This is a genomic window from Luteibacter rhizovicinus DSM 16549 (assembly GCF_001887595.1).
Lineage (GTDB): Bacteria > Pseudomonadota > Gammaproteobacteria > Xanthomonadales > Rhodanobacteraceae > Luteibacter > Luteibacter rhizovicinus.
Window position 1 is genome coordinate 3,276,207 of sequence record NZ_CP017480.1, and the last position, 11,990, is coordinate 3,288,196.

Annotated in this window: 12 protein-coding genes; 8 read left to right on the plus strand and 4 right to left on the minus strand. The window is 62.5% G+C overall.

What is annotated here, in order from left to right; translation table 11 throughout:
• The first annotated feature begins 53 nt into the window (after nt 1–53).
• Nucleotides 54–2,426 carry a GH92 family glycosyl hydrolase gene (locus BJI69_RS15030; RefSeq protein ID WP_125903071.1) on the plus strand — a complete coding sequence of 791 codons (2,373 nt, stop codon included), beginning with the start codon at nt 54–56 and terminating at the stop codon, nt 2,424–2,426.
• Between the two features lie 91 nt (nt 2,427–2,517).
• Nucleotides 2,518–4,341 carry a glycoside hydrolase family 2 protein gene (locus tag BJI69_RS15035; protein ID WP_162200972.1) on the plus strand — a complete coding sequence of 608 codons (1,824 nt, stop codon included), beginning with the start codon at nt 2,518–2,520 and terminating at the stop codon, nt 4,339–4,341.
• Nucleotides 4,342–4,400: 59 nt separating this feature from the next.
• Here the strand turns inward: BJI69_RS15035 and BJI69_RS15040 are convergent, their stop codons facing one another.
• Nucleotides 4,401–4,640, minus strand: coding sequence for a helix-turn-helix domain-containing protein (locus BJI69_RS15040; protein WP_046967117.1), 240 nt, complete (start codon nt 4,638–4,640; stop codon nt 4,401–4,403).
• 5 nt (nt 4,641–4,645) lie between these two features.
• A complete protein-coding gene (locus BJI69_RS22655) occupies nt 4,646–5,113 on the minus strand; it encodes a DUF2975 domain-containing protein (protein WP_046967118.1) in 468 nt (155 codons plus the stop codon).
• Nucleotides 5,114–5,236: 123 nt separating this feature from the next.
• On the opposite strand from BJI69_RS22655, the gene BJI69_RS22660 reads away from it, so the two are divergent.
• From BJI69_RS22660 to BJI69_RS15060, 3 genes are all read left to right on the plus strand, one after another.
• On the plus strand, nt 5,237–6,154 hold the full coding sequence (locus BJI69_RS22660) for a hypothetical protein (protein WP_162200973.1): 918 nt from the start codon (nt 5,237–5,239) through the stop codon (nt 6,152–6,154).
• A 7-nt stretch (nt 6,155–6,161) separates the two neighbouring features.
• A complete protein-coding gene (locus BJI69_RS15055) occupies nt 6,162–6,485 on the plus strand; it encodes a hypothetical protein (RefSeq protein ID WP_046967119.1) in 324 nt (107 codons plus the stop codon).
• A gap of 119 nt (nt 6,486–6,604) precedes the next feature.
• Entirely contained in the window at nt 6,605–7,516 is a 912-nt protein-coding gene (locus BJI69_RS15060; protein ID WP_046967120.1) for an alpha/beta fold hydrolase, read from the plus strand.
• Nucleotides 7,517–7,540: 24 nt separating this feature from the next.
• Here the strand turns inward: BJI69_RS15060 and BJI69_RS15065 are convergent, their stop codons facing one another.
• The gene (locus BJI69_RS15065; protein ID WP_046967121.1) at nt 7,541–8,407 is read right to left on the minus strand and encodes a CPBP family intramembrane glutamic endopeptidase; all 867 of its coding nucleotides are present in this window, start codon (nt 8,405–8,407) and stop codon (nt 7,541–7,543) included.
• A gap of 212 nt (nt 8,408–8,619) precedes the next feature.
• Nucleotides 8,620–9,639, minus strand: a complete 1,020-nt coding sequence (locus tag BJI69_RS15070) for an alpha/beta fold hydrolase (RefSeq protein ID WP_046967122.1) — start codon at nt 9,637–9,639, stop codon at nt 8,620–8,622.
• A gap of 267 nt (nt 9,640–9,906) precedes the next feature.
• Here BJI69_RS15070 and BJI69_RS15075 point away from each other — a divergent pair, with 267 nt between their 5' ends.
• The 3 genes from BJI69_RS15075 (at nt 9,907) to BJI69_RS15080 (ending at nt 11,978) form a co-directional block, all read left to right on the plus strand.
• Nucleotides 9,907–11,001, plus strand: a complete 1,095-nt coding sequence (locus tag BJI69_RS15075) for an alpha/beta fold hydrolase (protein ID WP_052767110.1) — start codon at nt 9,907–9,909, stop codon at nt 10,999–11,001.
• Between the two features lie 392 nt (nt 11,002–11,393).
• On the plus strand, nt 11,394–11,528 hold the full coding sequence (locus BJI69_RS23060) for a hypothetical protein (RefSeq protein ID WP_280136188.1): 135 nt from the start codon (nt 11,394–11,396) through the stop codon (nt 11,526–11,528).
• An 84-nt stretch (nt 11,529–11,612) separates the two neighbouring features.
• Complete coding sequence (locus BJI69_RS15080; RefSeq protein WP_046967195.1) at nt 11,613–11,978, plus strand: cupin domain-containing protein; 366 nt, start codon at nt 11,613–11,615, stop codon at nt 11,976–11,978.
• Nucleotides 11,979–11,990: the final 12 nt, after the last annotated feature.

Here is an 11,990-nt window from a genome sequence, read left to right on the forward strand (position 1 = left end):
GGGCCAGGCCTGATACCTGGCCCCGCTTTCGTTTTCGTCCCCAGGAAAACATGATGAATTCCCCACAGCTATCGTTCTATCGCCGCCGTGCTCTCGCGGTGACGCTTTCGGTCTTCGCGCTCGGCACCCTCAGCGCGGCCCACGCAGGCCATGACACACCGTCAACCTCCACCCTTTCGCCCGTCGATGCAGCGAATCCGCTCGTCGGCACGGCACCGCTGGACAGGAAAGAGTTCATCGGCAATGCGCCGCCACCGGGCGAGCCGCTGTATTCGGGCATGACCTCGCCCGGTGCGAGCCTGCCGCAAAGCTCGACCGACGCCGCGCCGGTCAACATCAACGCCGACCTGAGTTTCGCCACCGGCGTTCCGGTCGCGTATGCCTACGGGCGCCCCGCAATGATCGGCTTCACCGGCGGCGGCTCGACGTACGGTGCGCGCGCCGCGCCGATGATCATGCCCGTGGTCGGTGACTGGACCGTCCCGCCAGACTACGCGTCGTCGTATTACGACAAGGCGACCGAGAAAGCATCGCCCGGCTACTACGCCGTCGATCTGGCCACGTTCCACACCCGCGCCGAACTGACGGTGACGCAGTGGACCAGCCTGATGCGCTTCACCTTTCCGGACAGCCATCGGTCTAACGTGGTGGTGAACCTTCGTCGCGGCGGTGGTGACGTCGCAGTCGTCGGTGATCGCACTATCACCGGTGTCGACAAAGGAAGCCGCGGCAACCACGACGCCGATGGCCCTTATTTCATCGCGGAATTTTCGCGCCCGTTCGCCGCCTTCGGTACGTTCCACGCGGACGTCAATGACAAGGGTGAAGGGCTCGGCCGCGAAGATATCCAGACCGGCCAGCGCACGGTTTCTGGGAACTACGCGGGCGCCTACGTCACCTTCGATACGAAGGACGGCGATCAGGTGCTGGTGAGGATCGCGCACGGTCACAGTGCGGATGAGGCCGCGCAGCGGCTGCACGCAGCGGATGCCGATTTCGACAGCGTGCACCGCAAGGCGCGTGCGGCCTGGGCGCAGCTGTTCGATCGAGTCGAAGTGACTGGCGGTACGCCGAAGCAGCGCGCCTTGTTCTATTCGACGCTCTATCACTCCTTTGCCAGCCCGCGTGTCGTCGCACGCAAGGGCGAGCACTACACCGATGCCAAGGGCCAGCTTCAGGTCGCCGCGTACGATCTTTACAGTCCCGTCCCGTACTGGGACACCGGCCGTAACCAGATCGCCTTGCTGATGTTGCTCCAGCCAAAGGTGGTGCAGGACATCATGCGCTCCGAGCTGGAGCGGGCACGCGAACACGGCTACATGAACACCTCGTTCCATGGCGACCACGCCGTGTTCCTCTATGACGGCGCCATGCAGCGCGGCATTCCGTTCGACTATGCAGGCGCGTACGAGGTATTGCGCAAGAACGCGACCGATCCGAAGGGGCCGCGCGGTTACCTCGCCGAGTACGACAAGAACGGCTGGATTTCGGACATCGTGCCGCCGGGCAATCCGAGCCCACCTTATGCCGGTGGCAAGGCCGGTGTCGCGACGACCCTCGAATATGCCTGGGACGACCACGCGCTAGCCGATCTCGCCCGTCGCCTGGGCAAGAAGGACGATGCCGCGATGTTCGAGCGTCGCGCCGGCAACTACCGCAACGTCTTCGATCCCTCGGTGGGCTTCTTCCGCGGTCGTACCGACGACGGCAAGTGGATCTCGCCATTCGATCCGGCGGAGCCGTATTACAACTTCATGATGAAGGAAGGTTCGGGCTGGTCGACGCTCTGGCTGGTGCCGCACGACGTGCAGGGCCTGATGAACCTGCTCGGCGGGCGCGATGCCTTCAATGCCAAGCTCGACACGTTCTTCAACACGCCGTATGCCCCGAAGGGCATCTGCCGCGACTGCACGGGCGTGATCGGCCAGTACGTCCAGGGCAACCAGCCAGACCAGCAGGCCGCCTATCTCTATGCATGGAGCGGGCAGCCCTGGAAGACCCAGGCGCTGACCCGTCGCATCCTCGCCGATCTGTACGGCAGCGATGCCACCGGTTACGGTTATCCCGGTATGGATGATCAGGGCTCGACATCGTCGTGGTATGTGCTCAGCGCCATGGGCTTCTACCCGGTGGATCCCGCGACACCTGACTACATCATTGGCAGTCCGATCTTCGATCGCGTCCGCCTGCACCTGGGCAACGACAAGGTTTTCGAGATCGACGCAAAGAACAATTCCGAGCGGAACATCTACATCCAGTCCGCCACACTCAACGGCAAGCCCTGGACCAAACCCTGGTTCAGCCATGCCGACATCGCCAACGGCGCCAAGCTGGAACTGACCATGGGCCCGGAACCCAGTCAGACCTGGGGTAGTAACCCTCATGATGCCCCCGCATCCATGTCGCCCCCCGCCGCTACCCATTAAGAAGCAGACCATGACGACCAACGCAAAAGAAATGTGGGAGCCGCTTCAGCGGCGATGGCATGAGCTGGCGAAGCGCCAAACGTGGCTCGCCATGACCATCGCCCTCGGAGCTGCTCCCATGGCCATGGCCGCGACGGATAATGCCGCCACCTGGAGCGGCAAGCCCGCTCTCCTGAGCACCCCCTGGACCGCCGAAGTCTCCCCCACCAACGCCTTGCCCGACTATCCCCGGCCCCAGTTGGCACGTCCTTCGCTGGATCACCCCCAGTGGCTGAGCCTCAACGGCCTGTGGCAGTACGCAGCCACGGACGGAAACACTGCGCCCGCGTTCGGAAAGGCCCTCAAGGACAAGGTCCTGGTCCCATACCCGATCGAGTCTGTCCTCTCAGGTGTGCAAAAGCACGCCGACTTCATGACCTACCGCCGCCTGGTGGATATCCCCGCCGCCTTCACCGCACACGGCCAGCACGTACGGCTTAACTTCGGCGCCGTCGCGCAGGACGCCACGGTTTACGTCAACGGTAAGGAAGTGGCACGCCATACGGGCGGCTATACATCCTTCAGCGCAGACATCACGCCGGCGCTCGTTCCGAAGGGCCAGCAGGAGATCGTCGTCGCCGTGCACGCGCCGGTCGACAGCGTCAACGTCATGGTGGGCAAGCAGCGCCTCAAGCCCGATGGCATCTTTTACACCGCGGCCTCGGGCATCTGGCAATCGGTGTGGCTGGAACCGGTGCCGGCAACGAGTCTGGCGCAGATCGAGTTCACTCCGGCATCCAGCCTGGATGCCTTTACCGTGACATCGAAAGTGCAGGGCGCCAACGACAACGCGACGCTGCATATCACCGCGTACGCGGATGGCAGACCGGTGGGCGAAGCGAAGGGCCCGACCGGTACGCCGCTGCATGTCGCCATCGCGCATCCGCATCTGTGGAGTCCGCAAGATCCTTTCCTCTACACCTTCAAGGCCACGCTCACCCAGGGCGATCAGCACGACGACGTCACGAGCTACGCCGGCCTGCGCACTATCGGTATCGCCAAGGTGGGCGGCCTCAATCGCATCGTGTTGAATGGCAAGCCGACCTTCCTGCTGGGCACGCTCGACCAGGGCTACTGGCCGGACGGCATCTACACCGCACCGACCGATGCGGCGCTGAAGTTCGACATCCAGAAGACGAAGGACCTCGGCTTCAACACCATCCGCAAGCACATCAAGGTCGAGCCCGCGCGCTGGTATTACTGGGCCGACCGTATCGGCCTGATGGTCTGGCAGGACATGCCCTCGCTGCCGAACGGCCACAACGACAAACTCAGCGATGCCGACAAGGCCGGTTTCCGCACCGACGTCTCGGCCATCGTCGAGCAACTGAAGGGCGAGACGTCGATCATCGGCTGGATCCCGTTCAACGAAGGCTGGGGCCAGTGGAGCATTCCGGCAGCGGCCGAGCTGGCGGCGCAGATCAAGAAGATCGACCCCTCGCGACTGGTCAATGCCCGTAGCGGCGCCAACTGCTGCGACACGAAGGGCGATCCGCAGGCCGGTGACCTCATCGACATCCACGATTATCAGGGGCCCGGTTTGCCCGCCCCCGATGCGACACGCGCTTCGATGGACGGTGAACACGGCGGCCTGACTCTCGGCGTCGCCGGACACATCTGGCCGAACACCGCCATCAACCCGTACGGCGCCGTGAAAGACAACGCCGCCTTGAACGACGGCTACGTCGCCAACACCGCCGTACTGCGTGACAAGGGTCCGGGCATCGGCGTATCCGGCAGCGTCTACACCCAGATCACCGACGTCGAAGGCGAGCACAACGGCCTATACACCTACGACCGCAAGATCGAAAAAGTAGACGAGGGCAGGGTGCGCAAGATCAACGAAGCCACGATCCAGGCAGGCGGCCCACACTGACGACGCCGAGGCGGAGACCTGTGGGAGCCGCTTCAGCGGCGATGCTCTCCCATCAGAAATCAATCAGCCTCGTCGGAATCGTCACCCGTAGACTCCCCCGGCTGATACTCCAACAAATCCCCCGGCTGGCAATCGAGGTATTCGCAGATGCGCTCCAGAGTGCCGAAGCGAATACCTCGTACCTTGCTTGATTTCAGCAAGGACAGGTTCTGCTCCGTGATCCCCACGTAAGCGGCCAGGGCGCGCGACTTCACCTTGCGTCGCGCGAGCATCATGTCGAGATTGATGACGATAGGCATGGCCGTTACACGATCAGGCCGTTGTCTTCGGCAAGCTTTCCGGCCTCGCCCATGATCAGGGCAATGACGAAAAACACGGCGCTGATCATTCCCGACCAGACATCGTTGCTGTCGATGTCCAACGCGATCGCGGTGACATGGCCAATGCCGAGAAGACGTCCAGCCAGCAGTTCGAGCGGCGGCATGAAGCATCCGGCGAGGGTGATCAGCAGCAGTGACAGAGCGAATGCTCGTAGATGACGCACTGCGCGCGCACTGAAGAACTCTCCGCTCTCGAACAGGCGTAGCAGCTTGACCAGTCGGTAAAGGCCCACCAGGCAGATGATCGATTCCAGGGCGATTTCGAAGGTCAGCAAGCCGGGATGGTCCGCCAGCGGTTTGGTGAACGACCGGGTGACTTCGACGTATTTGTTGGCTGTTTCCCACCCGCCCGGCAAGGCCAGGGCGATGTTGGAGAGCACGACCAGCAGCATGACGACGAGGACGCCATAGCGGAGCCATCGCGCCCGAGATTTGGCCTTAGCACAATCAATAATCATTGTTAAGTACTTAAAGTTTACTGTTAAACAGTAAACTTTCTCCGTAAAGTTGTCGGCATGGCAACGATGTCGGAGATGTACGTGGATTGCAAGGCACGCCACGACTTGCGGGCCTCGTCCACGCTCGCGATGGTCGCTGCGGTGGGTGTGCATGTCCTCGTGTTCCTGGTGATCCGCATCGAGATGCAGCCACAGGTGCAGACGGGTATGGCAGCGCCTTCCGCACGGGACGTGGCGCTGGAGGTCCGCTTTGTCGGGCGGGCGTCGCGTCCTCGGGCGGTTGCGTCCGAGGACGTTCAAGGTCGCTCGGCCAAAGCGTCCCAGGTGACCTCGACGACCCGCCCGCTCCCTGCGCCACATGCAAAGCCGAAGGCGGCAGCGGTGCCGGAGACTTCGTCGGTGCCCGCCGCAGATGCTGCCGTTCTCCGTCAGTCCGGAGCGGCCGACGTAACCACCGAAGCGACCGACATGCCTGCCATGCACAAGACCGATGGCGCACCGGCCATACCGAACTACGCGGCGCCACGGCCCACCGACAGCGCCGGCATCATGTCGCATAAGGACATCGTCGGATATACGAGATCCCGTTTCGAAGACGCCTGGGTGCCACGCGACGAAAACGTGGTGAGCCAGGGGCTCCGTCGCGCACAAGACGCCGCCACCCTGAAGAAAACGGTGGATTTTGGCCACGGCGTCCGCATGCACTGCGCGATCGGTCCGCTGGGTGGCGGGTGTGGCTTCGGTGACGCACCGTCGAAGGCAGCGGCCAAGGACGGCGACACCCGGCTCAGCATGGCCCCCTCACACACCCTGGCGAACGATCTGCCCGATGCACAGGCACTGCCCAGCGAAGCCGCGTGCGTTGCCGCTTACCGCGTCGATGCGCGTGTCCCTCAAGGCTGCCCGACCGACACCCCGCTAAAAGCCATGGATGCCGAGAACGCCGAGCGCGTTCGACGCACCGTGCAACCCTAGGATTCTCATGCATTCGAACAGTAACGACACCCGCCGAACGCTATCGGGAGCGACATGGGCCGGCGTTCTTGTAGGAGGCGCCATAGCCCTCCTGGTCACCCTCGGTGCGCACGTCCCCGTGATGAGCGCGCTGAAAACCTCCGCTCACCTGCTCTCCATTCGGTTGGAGAGAGCGACGGGTTGCGACCAGTACGGAGGCGGCATGGGCGCGGCGGGACAGGGCGCTCAGGCGACGATCGAGGCTTATATCCACGTTTGCATCGATGCCCCCGGATCGGCAGCGCGAGGCAGCTACCTCTTCATGCTGGATCTGGAGAAGGTGCGGCATTGAAGAGGGATCTGAGGATTATTCCTCCGCGAGAAAGACTTAGTTTCGGCGTGGGCAGATTGTAGCCATGGCGTCATTCAAGGAGGATCTCGCCATTGTTCATGGCTCAAAGGAGAGCCGTCATGAATCGAGACGCCGCTACCCCCGATACCAGACTGGCGCCCTCCGCATCGACCGCACGGGTGTCCTATCGAACGGTCGACATCGATGGCGTAAAGATCGCCTATCGCGAAGCCGGCGCCAGAAAAAAGCCGACACTGCTCCTGCTGCATGGTGTCCCCAGTTCATCGAGGATGTACGACGGCCTGATGCGGAAGCTCGGCGATCGCTATCACCTGATCGCGCCCGACTATCCCGGCTTCGGCAACAGCGATGCGCCGACGCCCGCGAACTTCGCGTACACGTTCGATCACCTCGCGGCGGTCATACAGAAGTTCACGGACGCCGTGGGAATCGACCAGTACGTCTTGTTCATGCAGGACTACGGCGCGCCGGTCGGTGTGCGCCTCGCCATGGCGCGTCCGTCGGCGGTGCTGGGCACCATCTTCCAGAACGGCAACGTGTATGAAGATGGCCTCGGTCCGATCTGGGAGAAGCGCAAGGCGTTCTGGACGGATCGCGCCGCCAACGAGCAGGCAGTGCGCCAGACCCATCTGTCCGTGGAAACCACTCGTGCCCGCCACATCGGTACTGATCCGCACGTGGAGGCCTACGATCCCGACCTCTGGATGGATGAATACGCCTACCTCAATCGTCCTGGCCAGGCGGAGATCCAGTCCGAACTGATCTTCGACTACCAGTACAACCTTGCGGCGTATCCGGCCTGGCAGACGTGGCTACGCGGGCAGCAGCTGCCGACGCTGGTCGTATGGGGTAAGCATGATCTGGCGTTCACGGTCCCTGGGGCCGAAGCGTTCAAACGCGATCTTCCGAACGCGCGCGTAGTCATTCTAGACGCAGGGCATTTCGCCATGGATACCCGACTGGACGAGGTCGCGGAAGCGACACAGGCGTTTATGCAGGAGCTGCTGTAACCGCCTGCGACCTCAATACGTGCCTCAGGCCGCGACGCCAGTCGGGTTTCTCTTCGCGCACGTCCGCGCGACAACGAACGCCGTGGCCGCCATGGTCAGCGTCATGCCGAAGCCGAATTCCGTCGTGACATACGGGGCGTTTCCATGCGTATTCGTCATCGCATCGAGAACAGCCTGGATCAGGGTGTTGTGGATGGCGTGCAACACGACGCTTGGCCAGATGCTGGCTGAAACGGTGCGTAGCCAGCCGCTGATCACCGCCATGCTGACCACCGTGAGCGTGAAGCAGGTGAGGGCGTAGGCGGGCGGGGTGCCGCTGTTGTAGTCGGCGCCGAGAAGCACTGGGTAATGCCAGGCGGCCCAGATAAGCCCGACGACCAACGCACCCTTCGTCGTTCCGAGCCACGCGCCCATCCGAGGCTGAAGGAAGCCGCGCCAGCCGAGTTCTTCCCCGAGAGCCCACATCATGGTCGAGAGGAAGGCGAAGACCAGCGTCGTGGGAATGCTGAACGCGGCGGCGAAGAGCCCTGCATGGTTGACGACGTGATACGGCTGCGCGGACTGCGCGACGAAGGCCGGCCAGTCCAGCGCACCCGGTATGAGCAGCCATGCCAGGAAATAAACCGGCAATGCGTAGAACCACGGCAGGAAGTAACTCCATCCGATGACATTCCACTTCGGCCAGTGCCAACCGAGGCTGTCGATACGAATACGACGGATGAGGCAGGTCACGAGTGCGGCCGCCCCCGGTGCCCACATCGTGATGCGGGAGATCATCGGTGTCGTGTAGCCCAGGTAGACACTGAAAGCGTCGATGGGTGCACTAAATACGACCAGCCAGAAAAGGAACCAGGCGATGTCTTTGAGGGCGGCTTCAGACTTTGCGGTCATGTGCGCATGGCGGTGAAAGGAGGACCCGGTGACGATAGCCGGCAAGGGGACGGCATGCGCATGCCGGACGTCACTTGCATGAGTCCGATACCGTGGACTGCGAAAGCATGGCTCATGGCCTGGAAGCGGTCGGTGCACTGACGCATAGGGGCGTGCAGTGCACCGCTCCGGCGCTTGCGCGGATGTGTTGGGAGTAGGGCAGCGGCTAGGGGTCAAAGGTGATCGGCGTCGATCACGGCCTTGGTGAATGCTTCCGGCGCTTCCTCTGGCAAGTTGTGCCCGATCCCACCGGTAATCAGCCGGAACTCATACTTCCCGGTGAACTGCCTGGCATACGCCTCCGGCTTCGGATGCGGCGCGCCGTTGGCATCTCCCTCCAGCGTGATCGTCGGCACTGAAATCTTCGGCGCCTGAGCCAGCCGCTTCTCCAGGCCGTCGTACTTCGCTTCGCCCTTGGCGAGGTTCAACCGCCAGCGGTAATTGTGGATGGTGATAGCGACATGGTCCGGATTCTCTAGCGCCTGGGCGCTACGCTCGTAGGTCGCGTCGTCAAAGTTCCACTTCGGTGAGGCGTTCTTCCAGATCAGCTTGGCGAAGTCGTGATGGTTCTTCGCGTAGCCAAGCTCGCCACGCTCGGTGGTGAAGTAGAACTGATACCACCACTGGTATTCGGCGTCCGGAGGCAGCGGCGCCTGACCGGCTTCCTGGCTACCAATGAGGTATCCGCTCACGCTGACCAGCGCTTTCACGCGTTCCGGCCACAACGCCGCAACGATATCGGCCGAGCGTGCGCCCCAGTCGAAGCCACCGAAGACCGCGCGCTTGACGTGCAGCGCGTCCATGAAATCGATGACGTCCTGACCCAGTGCGGCAGGCTCGGCATTACGCAGGGTGTCGGCGGAAAGGAAACGGGTCTCACCGTAGCCGCGTGCATACGGCACCAGCACCCGGTAGCCCTTCGCGGCGAGGGCAGGGGCCACATCCTCATAGCTGTGAATGTCGTACGGCCAGCCGTGCAGGAGAATCACGACGGGACCGTTCGCCGGACCGAGCTCGGCATAGGCGACGTCCAGCACGCCGGCACGGATGTGCTTCAGCGGGCCCAGGGGGTCTTGCGAGGCGGTCGTCGAAAGGGTTGTCTGCGGCGGCAATGGCTGCGCCGACTGGGCGTGCGCGCTGCCGATCGTGCCAGCGAGGGTGGCCAGGATGGCCAGGGCGATCTTCTTATTCATGGGACTCTCCAGGGTGGGCGTCAGGACAGGTATAGGAGACCAAGCGGAGTGGTCCCGAATATGTCCCGTAGCCCAGCCCAAGCCCTCGAAATGTGTCTCGGCCCACCCCGGATACGTTTCGATACAAAGGCGTGACGCCAGGGCGTGACGATGGGCGTGGCCCCTCGACGGCGCCCTACCGTTCGGGCATTGTCCAACGGCGCAACAGGGGCAGCGGGGTCCTCGACCCGGATGCTGGGCAACACGGAAGACAGGGGTTCACGAATGATGAAACGTTGCTTGGTGGCGACGCTGGCCCTCGGGCTGGCCGCCTTGATGTGGGGTTCACTGGCCGTTTCCGCTGACACACCTGCGCTGAGCCCGACGCAAGGGCCGAGCCTCTCCCCGTCGTGCACGGGCAAACCATCCAAGGTCGACGATTCGGGCTTCGTCGTCATCGGCGGCATCGAACAATGGGTCACCGCCAAAGGCGACAGTTGCGCCAATCCGATCATCCTCTTCATAAGCGGCGGCCCGGGCAATCCACTCAGTGGCCTTTCCGACAGCATCTACGGTGCCGGGCAACGCGACTTCATCGTGGTCCAGTGGGATCAGCGCGGCTCCGGCATGACCTATGGTCGTAGCCCGCCCGCACCGGGCGAGAAGCTCACCATCGAGCGCATGGCGCAGGACGGCAACGAGCTCGCTGCCTATCTGGCCAAGCGGTATGGCAAGCGGAAAGTCATCCTGTGGGGCAGTTCCTGGGGCTCGATACTGGCCGTCCATATGGCCAAGGCGCATCCCGAACTGTTTTACGCCTATGTAGGCACATCCCAGGTCGTCAATTCGATCGAGACCCAGGCGGCGAGTTACAAGAAGCTCATGGCGCTGGCTACCAGCGATAACGACACGGCTTCCCTCGCGGTACTCAATGGCGTTGGATCGCCGCCATGGACCGACCCACGTAGCTTCGGCAAGGTCCGTCGCGTCATCCGCAAGTACGAGGCGAAGGTGACGCTGCCGCCACCATCTACCTGGCACAGGGCAGCGGCCTATACGACCGAAAAGGCGGAGGACGACTATGAGGCCGGCGAAGACTATTCGTTCATGAACTTCGTCGGGATGCATGGCGACGGCATGCTGTCGCAGGTCGACCTGCCAAAACTCGGGACCGACTTCGCCATACCGGTGTACTTCGTCGAAGGCGCACACGACCTGCTGGCACCGCCGGAAATGGCTCGGCACTACTACGAGAGCATCACCGCGCCGGATAAGGGCTGGGTGCTTCTTGAGCACTCAGGGCACGATCCGAACCAGGAAGTGGTGGATGCGGAGTACAAAGTTCTGCGCGAGAAGGTCCTACCGCTGACCCAGGTGAAGTGAGGCTGGTGCTGGCGTTGACGTTGACGTTGACGGAACCGGCAGTCGGGGAAGGGACATTCTTGTCATCGCTGGTGGGCCGAAGGCCGTGCGAGCCTGCCACTTCAAATTACGCCAAGAAGAAGGCGAATGTGGACCCGAACGAGCCTTTGGCCTAGCGCGGTGAACGGAGAGAGTAAATGTACGCTTACAAAGACCTCACATTTAGAGCTGCTCTGCTGACTCTGTTTCCAGCGGTGGTCTACGCATGCACGCGAGATCTTTGGACCGGCGTGAAGGTTTTTGTGTTTGTCACTTTAGCCTTGCAACCTGTGTTTATCTTCTTGTTTCGACGCGAAATCTTGGAAGCATGGCGTAATCGAACAGGCAGGTAAGCTCGGATCTGCGCGCCGAGAATGGAGAGCAATAGCGCGCCGGACAAGGGTTGGGTGCTGCTTGAATACTCCGGGCACGACCCGAATCAGGAGGTGGTGGATGCGGAGTACAACCTGCTGTGCGAGAAGGTCTTGCCGCTGACCCAGGTGAAGTGAGGTTGGTGCTGGCGTTGACGGAACTGGCAGTCTGGATAGACTCGGCATAGCGCTGTCATCAGCAGACACATGCAGGCTTTCGCCATGTTTTCCCCCACCGCTCTTGCTGCCGCCTTCGATCGCGTCCAGGACTACTGGTCACCCAAGGTGATCGGCCAGGTCAACGACCAGTTACTCAAGGCGGCGAAGCTCAAGGGTGAGCTCGTCTGGCACGCCCACGATGGCCAGGACGAGCTCTTCTATATCGTGAAAGGATCGCTGCGCATCGATTTCGAGGATGGCGCCGTGGACCTGAAGGAGGGCGACTTCCTCACCGTCCCGAGCGGTGTTCGCCACAATCCGGTCGCCGCCGACGAATGCTGGGTGTTGTTGATCGAGCCGGCGAGCACGTTGCACACCGGAGACGAAGTGACCTCGCGCACGCGCAGTCTGGCCGAACAGATGAGCTGAGGCGCTCAGTAG

What these genes read in the sequence shown, in the direction of transcription:
- BJI69_RS15030 (WP_125903071.1), top strand. Translation starts at nt 54, where the DNA reads ATGAATTCCCCACAGCTATCGTTCTATCGCCGCCGTGCTCTCGCGGTG.
- BJI69_RS15035 (WP_162200972.1), top strand. Translation starts at nt 2,518, where the DNA reads ATGACCATCGCCCTCGGAGCTGCTCCCATGGCCATGGCCGCGACGGAT.
- BJI69_RS15040 (WP_046967117.1), bottom strand. Translation starts at nt 4,640, where the DNA reads ATGCCTATCGTCATCAATCTCGACATGATGCTCGCGCGACGCAAGGTG.
- BJI69_RS22655 (WP_046967118.1), bottom strand. Translation starts at nt 5,113, where the DNA reads ATGCTGCTGGTCGTGCTCTCCAACATCGCCCTGGCCTTGCCGGGCGGG.
- BJI69_RS22660 (WP_162200973.1), top strand. Translation starts at nt 5,237, where the DNA reads ATGGCAACGATGTCGGAGATGTACGTGGATTGCAAGGCACGCCACGAC.
- BJI69_RS15055 (WP_046967119.1), top strand. Translation starts at nt 6,162, where the DNA reads ATGCATTCGAACAGTAACGACACCCGCCGAACGCTATCGGGAGCGACA.
- BJI69_RS15060 (WP_046967120.1), top strand. Translation starts at nt 6,605, where the DNA reads ATGAATCGAGACGCCGCTACCCCCGATACCAGACTGGCGCCCTCCGCA.
- BJI69_RS15065 (WP_046967121.1), bottom strand. Translation starts at nt 8,407, where the DNA reads ATGACCGCAAAGTCTGAAGCCGCCCTCAAAGACATCGCCTGGTTCCTT.
- BJI69_RS15070 (WP_046967122.1), bottom strand. Translation starts at nt 9,639, where the DNA reads ATGAATAAGAAGATCGCCCTGGCCATCCTGGCCACCCTCGCTGGCACG.
- BJI69_RS15075 (WP_052767110.1), top strand. Translation starts at nt 9,907, where the DNA reads ATGAAACGTTGCTTGGTGGCGACGCTGGCCCTCGGGCTGGCCGCCTTG.
- BJI69_RS23060 (WP_280136188.1), top strand. Translation starts at nt 11,394, where the DNA reads ATGGAGAGCAATAGCGCGCCGGACAAGGGTTGGGTGCTGCTTGAATAC.
- BJI69_RS15080 (WP_046967195.1), top strand. Translation starts at nt 11,613, where the DNA reads ATGTTTTCCCCCACCGCTCTTGCTGCCGCCTTCGATCGCGTCCAGGAC.